Below are 16,338 nucleotides of genomic sequence, written 5' to 3'. Positions count from 1 at the left end.
TGATAGCATGATTTCGTTAACACAAAATGAGATAATAAAAATTTTATTAAAGAAAAAAATGCTCCTAATCGTTATGTTACTTCTAATTTTTGTGAGTTTGCTTTCATATGGACAAAAATATTCTTATGATAATAATATAAAAAAATTTGAAGCGGAATCTGGTGGTGTAGCATACGATTGGAAAGCCTTGACTACCCAACGACTCGATGATCTTGAAGAACGGAGTAATAATGAATTCATACCAAAAGAAGTCAGAGCATCAATCGATCGAGAAATTCAGCAATTGAATTATTTTATTGAGAATGATATCAACCCTATAACGCCTACAGCGTCTAAATTTAATGTTCAATTTGTCGAACAAGGGATCACGTTATTTATACCGCTGCTTATTGTGATTTTAGCTGCAGATTTAGTTTCAAATGAATTCTCTAAAAAAACCATTAAAATTTTACTCACGAGAGCAGTACCCAGATGGAAAATATTATTGAGTAAGTATATAGCGCTCATAATTATGACTACGATTCTAGTGTTCATTATTGCTGTCCTAGCTACTTTAGTATCCTATTTGTTTTTTCAACAATGGGGATTTAGTGAACCTATAGTAACCGGGTTTAATTTAGTTGAGGGTGAATTGAATTCAAATTCAACGATATTGATCTCCCGCTTTCAATACACTTTATTGATATATTCGTTGTTGTGGTTTGTGTCTATCGTGATAGCCTCGATAACGCTGATGATCTCAGTGTTAGTTGATAATAGCTCGTCAGCTATAGGTATATTGATGGCAGCTTTAATTGGTGGACAATTTTTACAGTTTTTCTTATCTGAATGGAAATTAGTCAAGTATTTTTTTGTGACAAATTTAGATCTTACTCGATATTTAACGGGGTCCTATCAGCCGATTGAAGGAATGAGTTTAAACTTTTCGATTCTTACATTAAGTGCTTGGGCGGTGTTATCATTGGTAATAAGTTTTACAGTCTTTAATCGCAAAGATGTTTTAGTTTAAATCGACTATTAAGGAGCATAACTATGTATAAAAAAGTGATATGGCCACTGTTATTAGTGATTTCAATAGGTTTATCGATTGTATTTATAACAGGTTTTATTGCCTCTATAGTTGTAAGTAAGAGTGAAAAGAGTGTTCCTACAGAACAACAGTTGGAAAGCTTAACCATTAAACCAGAAGAAGAAGAGAGTATCTCAGAGGATGCTTCTGAAATACTCATCCTTGGCGACTCGATCGGATTTGGGGTAGGGGATGAAGAAAATTTAGGTATCGGAAAAAGATACCTCGATTTGATTGATGAGGAAGATGAGAATAAAAGAACTATCACGAATATTTCAGTACCAAGCTATGAAAGTAATGAACTCGTAAATTTGATTAAAAGTGCCGAGAATAAAGCTAGTATTTCAAAGGCAAATTTGATCATTATTTCAATTGGAGGAAACGATTTAAATCGCTTAGAGTATGAAGACAGTGTCTCTTTAACACTTGCGTTTGAAGAAGCACTCAAAAATTACAAAGAAAATCTAGCGCTTATCATAAAAGAGGTCAGAGCCATCAATCCAGATGCACAGCTAGCGTTGATTGGTTTATACGATCCGTACAGCAAAGAGGAACCAGAAAAAACTAGATTACTTTTAGAATGGAACTATGAAACGCGTTTAATCGTCGATTCAGATGTTAAATTTGCCTATGTACCGACTTACGAATTGTTTAAATACCATTTAACCGACTATCTCTCTCCAGATGAATTTCATCCAAATGGTTCAGGGTATCAAGTAATAGCAGAAGAACTGGATCGAATATTAAAATAGAGCCGAGGCAATGGTTTATTAGTTATCTAAAATTAGGGTATAATGTATCCATTAAGGAGTGGATGTATGTTTACATTGGGAAGGAATATGGATTTTAGTTATAAAACAAATCAGATGATAGCATTATCATCAGTATTAACAGCTGCTATTGGATGGATGTTGACCAGAAATGTTTTATCAGGTGTTTATATCGGTTTTGGAGTGTTTTTAACGTGGGCGCTCGTTAGAGAACTTGATCCAAAACATGAGTATGCAGCATTTCTAGCTGCTGCATTTTCACTTTTAAATTTACTTTATTATGAAACTGTTCAGCTTTTAGTAGTTGTTTGGATACTTGTACTTATGAGGATCGTAAATGGAATTACAGGAAAAGAGTTGACCACGTTTGATATATTTTCAGTGCTAGGACTTACTACTTACCTATCTTTAAATAACGGAAACAGTATATACTTAATGGTATTTATTTTAGCCATGGCCTTTAGCATAAAAGCTGGAGCAAAAACGAGAGAAGCATTGGTAGCTAGTGCAATCAGTATAGGAGTTATTGCAGTAGATCGTTTTTTTATAAATTATTTATCATTCAATAGGATAGATTATTCAAATACTGTATCCTTATTTTTAATCGTTTTAATAGGTCTTTCTCTTATAGCGTTTTGGTTTTTATCAAAAGATGAAACCGAAGATGATAGAGGCAAAAAAGTAAATAGATCTAAACAATTAGCAAGTCAAATTTTGTATAGCGCGACCGTTCTTTTACTGTTTTTCTTTGGGGGCGCAAGTCTCAACAATTTAATTATCTACTTATCAGCTATCTCAGGTGTAATTATTTACTTTATTGGATCTAAAATCCTAAATAGAAATCGTTCTAATTAAAAGGATGATAAATTTGGGACTAAGTTTAAAAATTTGTCTCGATTACTTATTATATATTAGTGTATAATAAAACTATTATCCCTTATGGAAGGGACTAGCTAAATTATTTTGTTTTTTTTGGTATGACACGATGGATAAAAATTTGAAAGAGGTGGAATATGGATAAGAAAAGAATTTTAATTTATACGCTATTATTTTTAGCAACATTAGCAATAGCAACACAAGGATTCACGAATATAGGTTTGGACGGACTACTTGTTCCATTAATTTTTACCTTTGTTTATTTTACGATCATCTTTATTATCGCAACAGTGATTAAAAACAATTCGATCGTCGATATCGGTTGGGGAATGGGTTTCGTTGTGGGAAGTTGGCTCACATTATTTGTCACTGAGGAGCCCACAGTTTTATCATATGCTATAGTTGGATTTATTAGTGTGTGGGGTCTTAGGTTATCATTCCGTTTATTAAAAAGAAATTATGGTAAACCCGAAGATTTCAGATACGCACAGTGGCGCGAAGAGTGGGGTGATCAAGTAGTCATCATCGCCTTTTTCAGAGTGTTCATGATCCAAGGCATTATTAACTTTATTGTTGGATCTGCAAGCTATGTGGTAATCAAATACAACGAATTTAGTTTTGATTCAGCTCACCGCTATTTCGTTTATGCGGCATTGTTCATTTCACTAGTAGGATTGTTCTTTGAAGTAGTTGGTGATGAACAACTAAGACGACACATCAATAAAAAAACACATTCCCTTCTACAATCAGGATTGTGGTCAATCACACGCCATCCAAACTATTTTGGCGAGATCATAATTTGGATTGGATTATATGCTAGTGGTATTACATTGTTCTTTACTAATTCTATCAACCCGTTTTATTATATGTTATTAGTGATCTCACCTATTTTAATGAGCACTGTATTAATCAAAGTATCAACTCCATTGCTAGAGAAGAATATGGAGAAATACGATGGATGGGAAGACTATACCAAAAGAGTTCCAATGCTTTTTCCTTTCACTAAAAAATAATATAGTATAGTTGATCGTTAAAAATAGTTTACTAAATGAAGTTTATGAGGCTGTGTGTGGGGAAGGTGGTAGTTACTCCTCGCACATGGTTTTTTATGATAATTAATTTTGTATCTATTTAGAAGAGAACCACATAATCAAATTAAACCAATTTGATTTTTTAAATGTATAAATCAGTCAGTTTTAATGACAGACTTATACATTTTAGTGTACAATTTATGTAGATATGTACACTAAACTCATTTAACCATTTTGTTACGTTCGTCAGATAGTTAGACCTATACAAATTTCTTAATAGAGCTATTTAGTTGCTTATAGTATAGGGAATCAACTCTTAGTTAAAGCAACAGGGTAAGCAAAAAGTGATTTTAAATTATTGTATGGACGCAACGTATATCAAAGTGTAATTGACTGATCTGACTGTAACAAAAAGATAGGGGACAATTATGGATACAATAACACACGACGAATTATATAACAGCTTGATCAATGGTGCAAAAGAGGTCATGAACAACCGTTTGTTCTTAAATAACATTAATGTCTTTCCAGTAGCTGATGGGGATACAGGAAGTAATCTCTTCTCTACTATGAACAGCATTGTTTACCATTCAGAATTAAAAGAAAATACAAAGACAACCTTAGAGTCTATTGCAGATTCAGCTATTATTGGAGCAAGAGGGAATTCGGGTTTGATTTTTGCCCAATACTTTCAAGGATTTAGCGAAGGGATAACGGCAGAAAAAGTCATTACAAAAGAAGCTTTTGTTTTGGCAAGTAAAAACGGGATGGAATATGCCTATCAAGCAGTAGAAAATCCTGTTGAAGGGACAATGTTAACCACCATGACCGTCTTTTATGATGCTTTAAGCAAAGAACTAAGCAGTCATGAAACCTTTGATACACTACTTGAAACAGCTTTAAAAAAGGTGGAGGATGCAGTTGAAAACACAACTGATCAGTTAAAAGTTCTAAAGAAATCATTTGTCGTTGATTCAGGGGCTAAAGGATTTGCGTACTTTATCAAAGGCTTTTTAGATGGCATTCAAGGGCGTTTGATTTCAAAGGAAATCACAGAAATAGAAGAAATTATTCCAGCAATCGAACAGCATGATTATGATAATGGTGACTATCGTTATCGGTATTGTACTGAAGCTTTAATTGAGCAGAGGTCAGATGTTGCTGATTTAAAAGGTCTCATATCTGATATTGGTGATTCGATCGTTCAAGTTAAAGGGAAAAAGAAAACTAGATTACACATCCATACTAATGATCCAGCCGAATTGTTTGAACGTCTTTCAGGGCATGGAAAGATCATTGAACAGAAGGTCGATGATATGGTTCAACAGTATGACCGGATCCACAATCGAAAATACAAGACTGTTATTATGACTGATTCGATCGCAGACTTACCAAAAGAGTTGATTGATGACGCACAAGTTCATGTGGTCCATATATCGCTGTTGGTCGGAGAGGAATCGTATATCGATAAGTTAACAGTTACTAATGAAAAACTTTTTGATATAGCTAAGGCAAAAAATATCCACCCAACTTCATCACAACCAACAATCAAGAGTATCGAAAATACTTATCATTATTTATTGTCTTATTATGAGAATGTTGTGGTTTTCTCCGTTGCACAAGCATTAAGCGGGACCTATAATGTTTTTTCAAAAGCTGCTGAAAAGTTCAATGAGAACAAGCAAGCGATCCATATCATAGATACGAAACAAAATTCCGTTGCGGAAGGATTAATCGTTTGGCAAGCGATTGAGAACTTAAGAGCTGATAAATCAGTTGATGAGATTTTGTCAGCTGCAGCACAATCGATAAGCCAGTCTAAAATATTGGTTAAAATCAATACATTGGATAATATGATTGCTTCAGGGAGATTAAGTGTGCGCGCAGGTGGGATCGCCAAGAAAGTAGGGTTAAAACCGATTATCACCTTGGATGAAAAAGGTGAAGGTAAGATTTTTAAGATTGCTTTTGACCCCAACAGAGCACTTAAAAAAATCCTGAAACACATGAAACATATCAACGAAACAAAAGGGATCGAACACTACGCTGTTACATATGTAGATGATCCTCAGTTAGGGAAAGAATTTGCTGATGCACTGAATAATACATTAAATAAAGAACCAGAATACATTACGAATAGTTCCGGTGTGATCGCATTAGGTGCTGGTGTTGGTGCCGTTGCAGTTGCTTATATTACTAAATAGGAGGTTATCTAATGATGGAATATGTTATTATTTACATGATCACACTTGCTGTATTTTTCTTGATTGATATAATTTGGTTAGCTCTAATTGCCAATAAGTTATACAAAGATCAAATTGGCTTTATTATGAAAGATAAACCTAATTGGGTAGCAGCTATCATATTTTATATGATTTTTGTCCTTGGTTTGGTATTCTTTGTTATTGATCCAGCTTTATTGTCAGAAAGCATGCTTGAAGCACTGCTAAGAGGGATGTTCTTTGGTTTTATTACTTATGCAACTTATGATCTAACCAATTTAGCAACGCTTGATAAATGGCCATTAAAAATTACTATTATCGATTTGATTTGGGGTACAACTTTAGGTGGACTCGTATCAATTATTAGTTATTATTTTTCTGCTATGCTTTAATAAAAGAAGTAATCAAAAAAGCACGTATCTTTTAAGATACGTGTTTTTAATATGGGTTCTGGGTCAAATAGGATTGGTGTTTCAAAAGAAATTTCTTCTGGAATGGACGGGTTTGCTTGTGGGGCCATGGGAACGCCTGAAGCCTAAAAGAAAGTTGTCATGGTTGTTACTGCTTTAGCAGCTTACAAACATGATACACTTGGGCGTTATTTGCCCACAGTGCTTCATTTTAGGCTACAAGCAAACCCTATTTCGCCAAAAATTTCAGGTGAATGATCAACTGATCTATTAATACTAAAAATAGTGACTTATAATGTTTCAAAAAAGAAATTTCTTCTGGAATAACGGTTTTGCTTGTGGAGAGCCATGGGAACACCTGAAGCCTAAAGAGAAAGTCTTCCGGTTTTCAAGCTTCAAACAGGGCGTAATCGCTGAAGCGCTAACGCCGTGTAATTCACATTGAATCCTTTACACGGCTACAAGCAAACCCTATTCCGTCAGAAATTCCAAGTAAGTGATCAACTGATTTAATAACACCAAAAATTATACAGCCTAAAAAAGCACGTGTCTCTTAAGAGATACGTGCTTTTAATATGGAGCTTATGTTAAAACCCTTTTTTCTGACCTTCAAAAGGAGGCTTTTTTCCGTTTAAAAATTCTTCAACGCTTGGGCCTGATAATTTTCTCAGACCTTTAATTCCTAATACATAAGTGGAAATAAGGAGAACTATATTCATCGGCCAACCCAAAATAGAATTGATATAAAAGTAAAGCGAGAATTCGCCCATTAAAAATAGTGGAACTTGTATGATCAGTCGGAGCATAAAGTAAACGGCCCACATGATCGTGACGTTTCGATAGGCTGGACGAATATCGTCTCGTAAGTACCATTCGATTGGCCATCCTCTGGTTAAATGACTCAACAAAGCGGCCATTGGACGGTGAATGACAAGAGACACAACACATGCAATGACAATCAGGCCTGTTGTAATTAAGCCAGGAAGATAATAATTGATTGCATCTCCAGATAATAAACTAAATCCAATAGAAAGCAGGACACCTCCTACGCCAACTAGAACGTATTTTTTTGTATGTCCTTTGATAATCCTATAAAGGATAAGGAGTAGAAGATAAAGAAGAGTTACCCCACTAGCAATCTCAAGAGACAGGAACTGATTAGCTAGAAAAAATATTAAAGGGGGGAAGAGAGCATCGATTGTTTTCTTCTCAAATACAAGTGAAAGTTGTTCTACCCATTCTCTAATCTTCTCCATCACTAACACTCCTTTGTACGCCATGCAAAGCGACGGACCAGTCTCCTTTTGATTCATATAGCGCTTTTAAAACATAAATACTGCCTATTAAAAAACCAAAAATCATCATTGTGACAACCCAGATGATGGTTTTCCACATAGTTTTTTCCCGGTAGACGATCCATATTGAAAATAGGGTGAATCCTACGTATAAATCGATCATAGACATGATTCCCCATGGATTTTCGAGTAATGCTCCACCGTCAACTAAAAAATCCCCATTTATAAATGCATTAACCAATCCAGCTGTCATAGCTAACAAACAAATCCACGCAACGATCTTTGCAGCTTTCATTTTGTCTTCCTCCTTTAAATAAAGTATTCTTTGATTCTACTGATTTCATTCATTTCTTTACCAGCTAAAGGCTGGTTTTTCGCCACTAATAGTGCTTTAATTTTACCATACTCAGCGCAGTAAAAACGGGAAATAGAATTTGTTAGTATTAAATATAGGATGTCCTTTTAAAAAATCAATTTTTATCTTTTTGATAAAATTAGGTGAAAAAGAACTCTGTCAAAGAAAGTTCTTAAATACACGTTTGTCTCTAATTGTATGTAGTTAAAGAAACTATATAAAATAGCTGTTTTTTCAGTTAATAACCAACTTCATAAAAAATACCCCGAAAATTAGATTTTTTCTAACTTCTAGGATGTAGTGTAAGATGAGGGGGATTTTTTCATTTCATAGATTATATCTTATGGATTTCTGTTTTAGTAGTAGGCGCATTTTTAATGGTATCAGCTACTGGACAAGTACGATCGATAAAAGCTACAAAATCTGAAATTTCTTCATCAGTATTATCAGCTTCAATACAAAATTTAGATACAATTGTAGAAAATCCTATCTTAGCTGCTTTATTTTCCCCCATAAAACCATCAGGATCTAATATTCCTTCTAATTCTACAAGGATATCTTTTAACTTTATATCATGCGCTTTAGCGAAAGGCTGAGCTGCAATAACTTTACATGCACAAAGAGAGGATAATAAAGCTTCAACCGGATTCATCCCTTCATTTGATCCACCTAAATTTTTTAGTTAATCTAGAATAAACTCAAAATTCCTCGATGTGCATGAAACTTTCATTCCACCAATCGACTTAGCTACTGCACGAAATGTTTCGTTTGCTATAAAAATAACTTCCTATTAGTTTAATAGCCTCATTGTATAATGAAAGCGTTATTTTTACTTGTTCGTTAACTGGAAAAACAAGAAAATTTGTAATATATAACAGGTTAAATAAAATTTTTAACTAATATCAGCTTAGATTCCGAGGATGAATTATCATCAGAGTAGGTTACTATAATATTTGAATTGAAATGCAAGCAATTTTCATGTAAAGTTGCCATTGTGAGAATATTTATTATTGGTGTTTTTTATCAATCTTATATACTTAGTTGGATAGAAGTGCGAAATGAAAGGAGCGCGGTAGTCGTTATGTTAAGAATGGCGGTATTCGTAATCATTGCTGTGGTTATCGTTTTTTTAATCATCCTGCCTTTATTGAATAAATTATTTTCAGTAATAGAGAACATAGCACATGTAGCAGAGAAACAAAATTTGAAACAAGAAAAGGATGAAGAGAAAGATGAGTTATAAAGCAATTAAAAATTTAGTTATTAGTCTTATTTTAGCAATTATATTAGTGTTTGGATTTTTGTTGTTTGTAGAAAAAGTTGATGAAGGTAAAGTAGCTGTTGTTTATTCCCCCTCAGGTGGGAGCAAGGAAGTCCTTAGCGCCGGTTGGCATCTAATTGGTTTGATGGAGAAAACAACTGAGTACCCAATACGTGTTCAAACAATGAAAAACAGTGTATCCGTAAGTACAACAGACGGAAAGAAATTGAAAATGTCTGTACGTTACCAAATGCAGGTAGATAAGAAAAAAGTTCTGAATATCTTTAAAGAGTTAGGCTCTCAAAATGTAGAAGATATTCAAGAGGGTTACTTGTATAACAAACTTTACAAATCCTCTCGCGATGTTGTGAGTGGTTATACCGTTCTTGATATTTATGGTTCTAAATCCGGTGAGGCTTCTCAAGCGATAACAGATAAATTTGCTGAAGAAGTGAAAGATATGGGATTTATCATCACAGATGTGACGCTTGGTACTCCAGAAGCAGATGCTGAAACACAAAAAAGTATTGATGCACGTGTTAAGGCTTCTCAAGAAAATGAATTAAAGAAAACACAAATCGAGAATGCTAAATTAGACTCTGAACAAAAACGGATCGTTGCAGAAGGCGAAGCTGCTGCTGGTATTATTCAAGCAGAAGGTGAAGCTAAAGCAAACGAAGTGTTACAACAATCTATTTCTCCGGAATTGTTGCAAAAAGAGTACATCGAAAAATGGGATGGCAAAGAACCGTTGGTTAAAGGAGAAGGCACTTCAGCGATAATTAATGTTCCAGAACAAGAGACAGAGGAAAAAGAATAACCTTTTAAAAAAAATTTCCGAAGAGATTTTAACAGTAGCGACCTCAAAAAGTTAGAGTAAAATCTAAACTTTTGGGGGTCGCTACTGTTAAATAGTATTTTAGATACACAACTATATAAAAAACACCCCGAAAATTAGAATTTTTCTAACTTCTAGGATGCAGTACAAGATGTGAGGAATTTTTTAAAAAAATTCATAGGTTATAATTTATGGATTTCTGATTTAATAGTAGGTGCATTTTCAATGGTATCAGCTACTGGACAAGTACGATTGATAAAAGCTATAAAATCTGAGATTTCTTCATCAGTATTATCAGCTTCAATATAAAATTTAGATACGATTGTAGAAAAGCCTATTTTAGCTTCTTTATTTTTTCCCATAAAACCATCAGGATCTAATATTCCTTCTACTTCTACACGGATATCATTTAAATGTATACTATGCATTCCAGCAAAAGACCGAGCTACAATAACTTTACATGCCCCAAGAGAAGCTAATAAAGCTTCAACCGGACTCATCCCCTCATTTGATCCACCTAATTTTTGTGGTTCATCTAAAATAAATTCAAAATTCCTGGATGTACATGAAACTTTCAACCCACCCATTGACTGAGCTACTGCAAGAAATGTTTCGTTTGCCATAAAAAAACCCTCCTCTTAATGTGATAATTTTATTGTATCATGAAAGCGTTATTTTTACCCGTGTAGTCACATGAGAAACAGAAAAATTTGTATTTTTTATTTTTTTCAAAAAATAAAAATCCTTTGTGCAATTGAATTCCTGATTTTGTTATATAATGAAATCGACTTGAGATTCTCTACTTAAACCATCTATTTAGTACATTTTTTTGTGATATGTCCCTTGCTAGGTGGGGTACTTAAATCAATCAATATTATTGAAAATCGATTAATTTAGGTGCTATAAAAACAATAAATTTAAAAAATATAATGGTCACTATGGAGGGTATGTATGAAAAAAGAAACAGGAACTTTAATTGGTATTTTACTATTTATCATTTTAATAACGGCTAAACTATGGCTAAAAGCAACATTGGAAATTCAACTACTTGGTTTGGTAACTTTAATTGCAGTTTCTTGGTTCTTGAAATATGAAATTATGAAAAGAATCAAACGGAAAATAAAATAAAAAAACAAAAATAGTACAATAGAGTATTTATAAGGACATGCAGCATCAAAATGAGAACGAAGAAGCAAATTTGAGTAATACTGATATTAGCACTACTAACATATGTATTAAGAAGTGCTAAAGGATTTTCAAATGGTGTAGATTATATATAGTTTAGTTTGTTCGTTTGATTAGGCTGTTGGTTTTTTTATACTAATTATAAAAATAAATCTAAATAGTCATAGCAATGAGACTCAATGAAGACAATGAGTCTCATTTTTGTTTGTTATGCCACACAATTATGTACTAGAGACCAATATAAAAAAAGAACCCTATTGTAATAGGATTCCTGACACTTGTTTTTAACCTGCTTAATTCTTTTATTTTTAAACTAAATGAAAAAGATGGGCTAAAAAGGTAATAATCATAGTTGTTGCGATCCCCATTACGGTAGGCACTAAGAAAGATATCCATGTCCATTTAGCACTTTTCGTTTCTTTGTATATCGTTAATAATGCTGTAGAACAAGGCCAGTGGTAAATTGTAAATAAAATAGTATTCACGGCTGTTAACCATGTCCAACCGTTATCTAACAAAAGTGTTTTAAATTGTTCTAGTGAGTCGAACTCAAAGAGGGTTGATTTACTTAAATAACCCATAACCATGATCGGGATAACAATTTCATTGGCAGGAAAACCTAGGATGAAAGCCATCAGTATTGTTCCATCCAAGCCCATTAAACGAGCAAACGGATCAATTGCGGTTGTTACCAAAGTTAGTATACTAGAATCACCAATCATCACATTAGCCATTATCCAAATAACTAAACCGGCTGGTGCAGCAACAATAATTGCACGCGATAAAACAAATAAGGCTCTGTCAAAAATAGAGCGGACAATAACTGATCCAAATTGCGGTTTACGATAAGGTGGTAATTCTAAGGTAAATGAAGAAGGAACACCTTTTAAAATAGTTTTAGAAAGTAATTGAGAAGTCCAAAAAGTTGTTAATACACCTAATATGACGGTACCTGCCAGAATAACAGCCGAAAGTAAACTACTCCCCAAACTTATTGAACTTCCGACAAAAAACATGGTGATAATTGAAATCAAAATAGGAAATCGTCCGTTACATGGAACAAAATTATTCGTTATAATAGCAATCAATTTTTCTCTAGGAGAATTTATGATTCTGGTTCCTGTCACACCGGCTGCATTACAACCAAATCCCATACACATCGTTAGTGCTTGCTTGCCACATGCTCCTGCATTTGCAAAATATTTGTCTAAGTTAAAAGCGACACGCGGTAAGTAACCAAAATCTTCTAATAAAGTAAATAATGGAAAGAAAATAGCCATTGGAGGCAGCATCACTGAAATAACCGTTGAGAGAACATTATAAATTCCATCCATTAATGCTCCTCTTAACCACTCAGGCATATTAATAGAAACAGCAAATTGATTCAAATAAATACCAATTGTGCCGAACATGTTTGCTAAAGCATTTGATGGTGCATTAGCTCCTTGTATCGTTAACCAAAAAACAACCACTAATAATAAGATCATAATTGGAATACCAGTTAATTTTTGCGTTAAAATCTTATCTAACTTACGATCACGGCGATTATGGTCTTTTTTTGTGAAACTAATCACATCATTAGCTATGACTGTAGCTCGATCTAACAAGGCCTTGGTATTCTCTTCTTGATTTCCCTTTAAACTAATTAAGGCTTTTTTCATATATGGATTCATTTTAATTTCTTCAGAGACTACCTTATCTAAAGCAGACATCAAGCTGTCTAATCCCTCATTTTGGCGTGCTGCTGTAGCAATAACAGGGACACCTAATAATGACTGCAATTTTTCTATGTTAATTTCTATTCCTTTTTTACGTGCTTCATCGATTAAGTTAACACAGACCACTACTTTATCCGACATTTGCATGATTTGCAGCACTAAATTCAGATTACGTTCTAATGAGGTAGCATCACAAACGCAAATAGTTGCTTCGGATAAATCAGATTGGATAAAATCTTGTGCAACTTCTTCTTCTTCAGAATTAGATGAGAGAGAATAGGTCCCTGGTAGATCCACTAAACAATAATAGTTGTTTTTGTGTTGACTCGTTCCTTCTGCAATACCAACTGTTTTACCAGGCCAATTGCCTGTATGTTGCTTTAAACCGGTTAATTGGTTAAAAACTGTACTTTTTCCAACGTTAGGATTTCCTGCTAACGCAATAACACGACCGTTTTTTTCATTGTGCAACACAAATTCATCTGACATCATTTTTCTCCTTTAGTACTACTTGTATATACTTGGCATCTTCATTACGGATTGCGATAACCGTTCCTCTTACTTCAAAAGCTTTCGGGTCTTTCCTGGGACTAACCAACACTAATTTGACAGTTCCTCCTGGATAAAAACCTAAATCCATTAATCGTTGTTGCATTTGTGCATCAGGATGAGTAATTTCGGTCACTACTACCAAATCATCTTTATCTAACTTTGACAACTCCATTAAAAAATTCCTCCTAGTATTAAGGTGCGCCTAACTATATTTAATTGTACGCCTTAATCATCGAGGGTACAATATTTTTTAATTTTTATACAACACATTCATTTTTGGTTGTTTGTTCTACTATTACGTATCAAGTTGAATGAGATCGTTCTCGTTTTATTGTTATATTACTCATTTTTACGCGAATATAAAAATAAAAACCTTTTTTAGTAAGGTCCTGGATGCATATCTGTATCCATTTTCGTATATTATTTTTTAAAGGATGAATTACAGTATTAGATGCAACAGCTTTTCCATAAAAGCTTCGTAATGTGTTTTCCAATCTAAGCTATTTGCTTTCTTAGTTTTTATCAAAAATAAAATTAGTTTGAATGAATTCTTTTTATAAAGTTGATTCTTTGATTTTTCGGTATAAAAAAGTTAAACTCTAAGTATAATTTCACAAACGCAAACAGCAAACAAAGGAAGGAAGGTATATTATGAATAAAAAGAAAATCGTTACTGGTATGATAACCTTATCCTCTTTAACTCTGCTAGCAGCTTGCTCACCTCAAGATAATGAAAATCAAGAGTCCGTTGATACAAGTGGACAATCCAGTATTCCAGCCGCTGAAAATAGTTCCGATTCTCAAATGATGAATGAACCAGGAGATATGGATAATAATATTGACGACAATGGGTATTAAAAGAAGGAATACCAGAGGCGTGCAATCAAAAAGAACATGTAAGTGAATGAACAGAAGTAACTTTAGAGAAAAGCCACGTGGGAGGTGTGACTGCCACCATATATTCTGTTGAAGAGACAACAGTTTACAAGCTGGAATATAGACAAACAGTTGGTGGGGAAATGACCAAAAACAGAAGATGAATTATCACAAGAATAGAGGATAGAGAAAGATTATTTGTACAATTATTTAAGACTATTCTAGTACTAAAGGCTCGGCCTAATAGTTCTATTAGGTAGAGCCTTTTTATATGTGAGACAAAATAAATATGCTACCTCATAGAAATAGTGAAAATGGATCAAAAATCATGAAATACATAAATAGGAAAAGGTAAAAGTTAATAAATTATTAGACGTATATGCGTTAATTAAAGGCTCTATTTTAGTACTTGTTTAAGAAATAAAAGAGTGTCTGAATACATTTTTTTATGTAAGTTCATGTGTTCTTAGTATAATATTTAAAAACCATCGTAACGCTTACTTTTTTTGTTATAATCAAATTAATATCTTTTTTTTATTCAGGAGGGGTTAAGTGAATGTGATAAAACGACTATGGAATTTTTTAAATGATCCCACTATTTTATGGGGTTACGTTGTTGGTTCTTTACCAATGTTTTTTGCAGCATTTAATCTCGAAGGAACTATAGGAATTATTGGTAAAACAATCTATATATTATTTGTTATTACTATTTATTCCAAAGTAATTGAAAAATATATACTCAAAAAGACTTGAATACTAAATTATATTTGCTTGTAGAATAGCCGGAAATGACCTACCTACAACGTTGGTAAATTAAGTTTCTCGATACATACTTTTAAGCAATTTCATGTATTGAGAGAAGTCTAAGTAACATTTTCCACTTCTTACTCGTTATTATTTAATTCAAAAAAATATTCAAATGAAATAATTGATTTAAATTCATCACATAAGGACAAAGAGTAACTCTATAAATGTATCTACCATCGGCCTCAACAAATACAATTTACGTATGAAGGAAATTAATAATATAAATTTAAAGGTTAAATTAATGATTTTCATTTGTACTTATTTACATTCACGCATGCTGATGTATTTACATTTGCATTACATCAGCGTATAATTATCCTTAATAAGGAGGCGATTTAAATGATCACGAAAACAAAAAAAGCGGTTATACAAGTTCGTATTGACGAAACCGTTAAGCGTCAGGCCGTAGCCGTTTTAAATAACTTAGGTATGGACACGAGCACCGCTATTAACGTCTTTTTTAGACAAGTGATTGCAGAAAACGGTCTGCCATTTCAACCAAAACAAGCAAAATTCAATACCGAAACCCTTGCAGCGATTAAGGAATCGGACGAAATGGTCAAAAATGGTACCGGCAAACGGTACACTTCTGTAGACAATCTTTTTGAAGATGCTTTAGGAGAATAGTTGGTATGTTAGAAATGAAGCAGACAACCAAATTCAAAAAAGACCTTAAACGACTAAAGAAACGAAATGCTAATCTTGAAAAACTCAAAACGGTCATGCAAATGATCATTGAAGAAGTCCCTTTACCCGAAGAAGAATACCACGCTCACATCTTGTAACCGACAAAAGATTACCTCGATTGTTGGGAGTGTCATATTTCTGGACGCAATAGCGATTGGCTATTGATTTATAAATTTTACTCTACTCAAAATCTTGTCTCTTTTATCCGAACGGGGACACATTCAGATATTTTTTAGCTTTTATCTAAGAGATAAAATGGGGAACAGCCGCTAAAAGCAAGTGGCTGTTTTTTTGTATAAGCCCATCTTTTTTCGGACCAACGACCGAAAAAAAACTTGTAAGATCAAGGTTCTAGATAAACAAAGTTATGTAAATTCATGTGTTTG

General features: G+C 33.5%; 18 protein-coding genes and 2 pseudogenes. 14 read left to right on the top strand and 6 right to left on the bottom strand.

Annotated features, from left to right (window positions below; all coding sequences use genetic code 11):
- The first annotated feature begins 7 nt into the window (after positions 1–7).
- The 6 genes from J7E16_RS07280 to J7E16_RS07255 all read left to right on the top strand — a co-directional run bounded on the left by J7E16_RS07280 (position 8) and on the right by J7E16_RS07255 (position 6,360).
- Entirely contained in the window at positions 8–1,009 is a 1,002-nt protein-coding gene (locus J7E16_RS07280; protein ID WP_214890411.1) for an ABC transporter permease, read from the top strand.
- Between the two features lie 23 nt (positions 1,010–1,032).
- Positions 1,033–1,821, top strand: a complete 789-nt coding sequence (locus J7E16_RS07275; protein WP_214890408.1) for a GDSL-type esterase/lipase family protein — start codon at positions 1,033–1,035, stop codon at positions 1,819–1,821.
- A 66-nt stretch (positions 1,822–1,887) separates the two neighbouring features.
- Positions 1,888–2,694 (top strand): hypothetical protein, encoded by an 807-nt coding sequence (locus J7E16_RS07270; RefSeq protein WP_214890406.1) that lies wholly within the window; start codon positions 1,888–1,890, stop codon positions 2,692–2,694.
- A 158-nt stretch (positions 2,695–2,852) separates the two neighbouring features.
- Positions 2,853–3,728, top strand: coding sequence for a DUF1295 domain-containing protein (locus J7E16_RS07265; protein WP_214890403.1), 876 nt, complete (start codon positions 2,853–2,855; stop codon positions 3,726–3,728).
- A gap of 446 nt (positions 3,729–4,174) precedes the next feature.
- A complete protein-coding gene (locus J7E16_RS07260) occupies positions 4,175–5,950 on the top strand; it encodes a DegV family protein (protein WP_214890400.1) in 1,776 nt (591 codons plus the stop codon).
- An 11-nt stretch (positions 5,951–5,961) separates the two neighbouring features.
- On the top strand, positions 5,962–6,360 hold the full coding sequence (locus tag J7E16_RS07255; protein WP_214890397.1) for a DUF2177 family protein: 399 nt from the start codon (positions 5,962–5,964) through the stop codon (positions 6,358–6,360).
- A 605-nt stretch (positions 6,361–6,965) separates the two neighbouring features.
- On the opposite strand, the gene J7E16_RS07250 is transcribed toward J7E16_RS07255, so the two are convergent.
- The 3 genes and pseudogenes from J7E16_RS07250 to J7E16_RS07240 form a co-directional block, all read right to left on the bottom strand.
- A complete protein-coding gene (locus J7E16_RS07250) occupies positions 6,966–7,634 on the bottom strand; it encodes a DUF3159 domain-containing protein (RefSeq protein ID WP_214890394.1) in 669 nt (222 codons plus the stop codon).
- Entirely contained in the window at positions 7,621–7,968 is a 348-nt protein-coding gene (locus J7E16_RS07245) for a DUF1475 family protein (protein ID WP_214890391.1), read from the bottom strand. Before J7E16_RS07245 ends, J7E16_RS07250 begins: the two co-directional genes overlap by 14 nt.
- 394 nt (positions 7,969–8,362) lie before the next feature.
- Positions 8,363–8,683 (bottom strand): annotated as a pseudogene (locus tag J7E16_RS07240) (OsmC family protein); the annotation flags it as partial.
- A gap of 339 nt (positions 8,684–9,022) precedes the next feature.
- Here J7E16_RS07240 and J7E16_RS07235 point away from each other — a divergent pair.
- Positions 9,023–9,271 carry a hypothetical protein gene (locus J7E16_RS07235; RefSeq protein WP_214890389.1) on the top strand — a complete coding sequence of 83 codons (249 nt, stop codon included), beginning with the start codon at positions 9,023–9,025 and terminating at the stop codon, positions 9,269–9,271.
- Positions 9,261–10,109, top strand: a complete 849-nt coding sequence (locus J7E16_RS07230; RefSeq protein WP_214890387.1) for an SPFH domain-containing protein — start codon at positions 9,261–9,263, stop codon at positions 10,107–10,109. The genes J7E16_RS07235 and J7E16_RS07230 overlap by 11 nt, the downstream gene beginning before the upstream one ends.
- Before the next feature lie 200 nt (positions 10,110–10,309).
- Here the strand turns inward: J7E16_RS07230 and J7E16_RS07225 are convergent, their stop codons facing one another.
- Positions 10,310–10,750, bottom strand: a complete 441-nt coding sequence (locus J7E16_RS07225; protein WP_214890385.1) for an OsmC family protein — start codon at positions 10,748–10,750, stop codon at positions 10,310–10,312.
- A gap of 328 nt (positions 10,751–11,078) precedes the next feature.
- On the opposite strand from J7E16_RS07225, the gene J7E16_RS07220 reads away from it, so the two are divergent.
- Positions 11,079–11,255, top strand: coding sequence for a hypothetical protein (locus J7E16_RS07220; protein ID WP_214890383.1), 177 nt, complete (start codon positions 11,079–11,081; stop codon positions 11,253–11,255).
- 365 nt (positions 11,256–11,620) lie between these two features.
- Here the strand turns inward: J7E16_RS07220 and feoB are convergent, their stop codons facing one another.
- Complete coding sequence (feoB, locus tag J7E16_RS07215) at positions 11,621–13,519, bottom strand: ferrous iron transporter B (RefSeq protein WP_214890381.1); 1,899 nt, start codon at positions 13,517–13,519, stop codon at positions 11,621–11,623.
- Positions 13,509–13,754, bottom strand: coding sequence for a FeoA family protein (locus J7E16_RS07210; protein ID WP_214890379.1), 246 nt, complete (start codon positions 13,752–13,754; stop codon positions 13,509–13,511). Before J7E16_RS07210 ends, feoB begins: the two co-directional genes overlap by 11 nt.
- Before the next feature lie 479 nt (positions 13,755–14,233).
- Here J7E16_RS07210 and J7E16_RS07205 point away from each other — a divergent pair, with 479 nt between their 5' ends.
- From J7E16_RS07205 to J7E16_RS11420, 5 genes and pseudogenes are all read left to right on the top strand, one after another.
- A complete protein-coding gene (locus J7E16_RS07205) occupies positions 14,234–14,440 on the top strand; it encodes a hypothetical protein (RefSeq protein WP_214890376.1) in 207 nt (68 codons plus the stop codon).
- Positions 14,441–14,517: 77 nt separating this feature from the next.
- Entirely contained in the window at positions 14,518–14,622 is a 105-nt protein-coding gene (locus J7E16_RS11580) for a DUF1541 domain-containing protein (protein WP_353049873.1), read from the top strand.
- A gap of 388 nt (positions 14,623–15,010) precedes the next feature.
- Positions 15,011–15,211 (top strand): hypothetical protein, encoded by a 201-nt coding sequence (locus J7E16_RS07195; protein WP_214890370.1) that lies wholly within the window; start codon positions 15,011–15,013, stop codon positions 15,209–15,211.
- 393 nt (positions 15,212–15,604) lie between these two features.
- On the top strand, positions 15,605–15,892 hold the full coding sequence (locus J7E16_RS07190) for a type II toxin-antitoxin system RelB/DinJ family antitoxin (RefSeq protein ID WP_214890367.1): 288 nt from the start codon (positions 15,605–15,607) through the stop codon (positions 15,890–15,892).
- 5 nt (positions 15,893–15,897) lie between these two features.
- A pseudogene (locus J7E16_RS11420) lies at positions 15,898–16,188 on the top strand (type II toxin-antitoxin system mRNA interferase toxin, RelE/StbE family).
- Positions 16,189–16,338 lie beyond the last annotated feature (150 nt).

Source organism: Carnobacterium sp. ISL-102, from assembly GCF_018612935.1.
In the GTDB taxonomy this organism is placed as follows: domain Bacteria; phylum Bacillota; class Bacilli; order Lactobacillales; family Carnobacteriaceae; genus Carnobacterium_B; species Carnobacterium_B alterfunditum.
The sequence above is the reverse complement of the archived record's forward strand: the minus strand, read 5'-3'. Positions and strand labels throughout refer to the sequence as shown.

Excerpts from the sequence above, each read along its gene's own strand:
- J7E16_RS07280 (WP_214890411.1), top strand. The coding sequence starts at position 8 with ATGATTTCGTTAACACAAAATGAGATAATAAAAATTTTATTAAAGAAA.
- J7E16_RS07275 (WP_214890408.1), top strand. The coding sequence starts at position 1,033 with ATGTATAAAAAAGTGATATGGCCACTGTTATTAGTGATTTCAATAGGT.
- J7E16_RS07205 (WP_214890376.1), top strand. The coding sequence starts at position 14,234 with ATGAATAAAAAGAAAATCGTTACTGGTATGATAACCTTATCCTCTTTA.
- J7E16_RS07220 (WP_214890383.1), top strand. The coding sequence starts at position 11,079 with ATGAAAAAAGAAACAGGAACTTTAATTGGTATTTTACTATTTATCATT.
- J7E16_RS07270 (WP_214890406.1), top strand. The coding sequence starts at position 1,888 with ATGTTTACATTGGGAAGGAATATGGATTTTAGTTATAAAACAAATCAG.
- J7E16_RS07230 (WP_214890387.1), top strand. The coding sequence starts at position 9,261 with ATGAGTTATAAAGCAATTAAAAATTTAGTTATTAGTCTTATTTTAGCA.
- J7E16_RS07210 (WP_214890379.1), bottom strand. The coding sequence starts at position 13,754 with ATGGAGTTGTCAAAGTTAGATAAAGATGATTTGGTAGTAGTGACCGAA.
- J7E16_RS07225 (WP_214890385.1), bottom strand. The coding sequence starts at position 10,750 with ATGGCAAACGAAACATTTCTTGCAGTAGCTCAGTCAATGGGTGGGTTG.
- J7E16_RS07250 (WP_214890394.1), bottom strand. The coding sequence starts at position 7,634 with ATGGAGAAGATTAGAGAATGGGTAGAACAACTTTCACTTGTATTTGAG.
- J7E16_RS07255 (WP_214890397.1), top strand. The coding sequence starts at position 5,962 with ATGATGGAATATGTTATTATTTACATGATCACACTTGCTGTATTTTTC.
- J7E16_RS07265 (WP_214890403.1), top strand. The coding sequence starts at position 2,853 with ATGGATAAGAAAAGAATTTTAATTTATACGCTATTATTTTTAGCAACA.
- feoB (WP_214890381.1), bottom strand. The coding sequence starts at position 13,519 with ATGTCAGATGAATTTGTGTTGCACAATGAAAAAAACGGTCGTGTTATT.
- J7E16_RS07190 (WP_214890367.1), top strand. The coding sequence starts at position 15,605 with ATGATCACGAAAACAAAAAAAGCGGTTATACAAGTTCGTATTGACGAA.
- J7E16_RS07260 (WP_214890400.1), top strand. The coding sequence starts at position 4,175 with ATGGATACAATAACACACGACGAATTATATAACAGCTTGATCAATGGT.
- J7E16_RS07245 (WP_214890391.1), bottom strand. The coding sequence starts at position 7,968 with ATGAAAGCTGCAAAGATCGTTGCGTGGATTTGTTTGTTAGCTATGACA.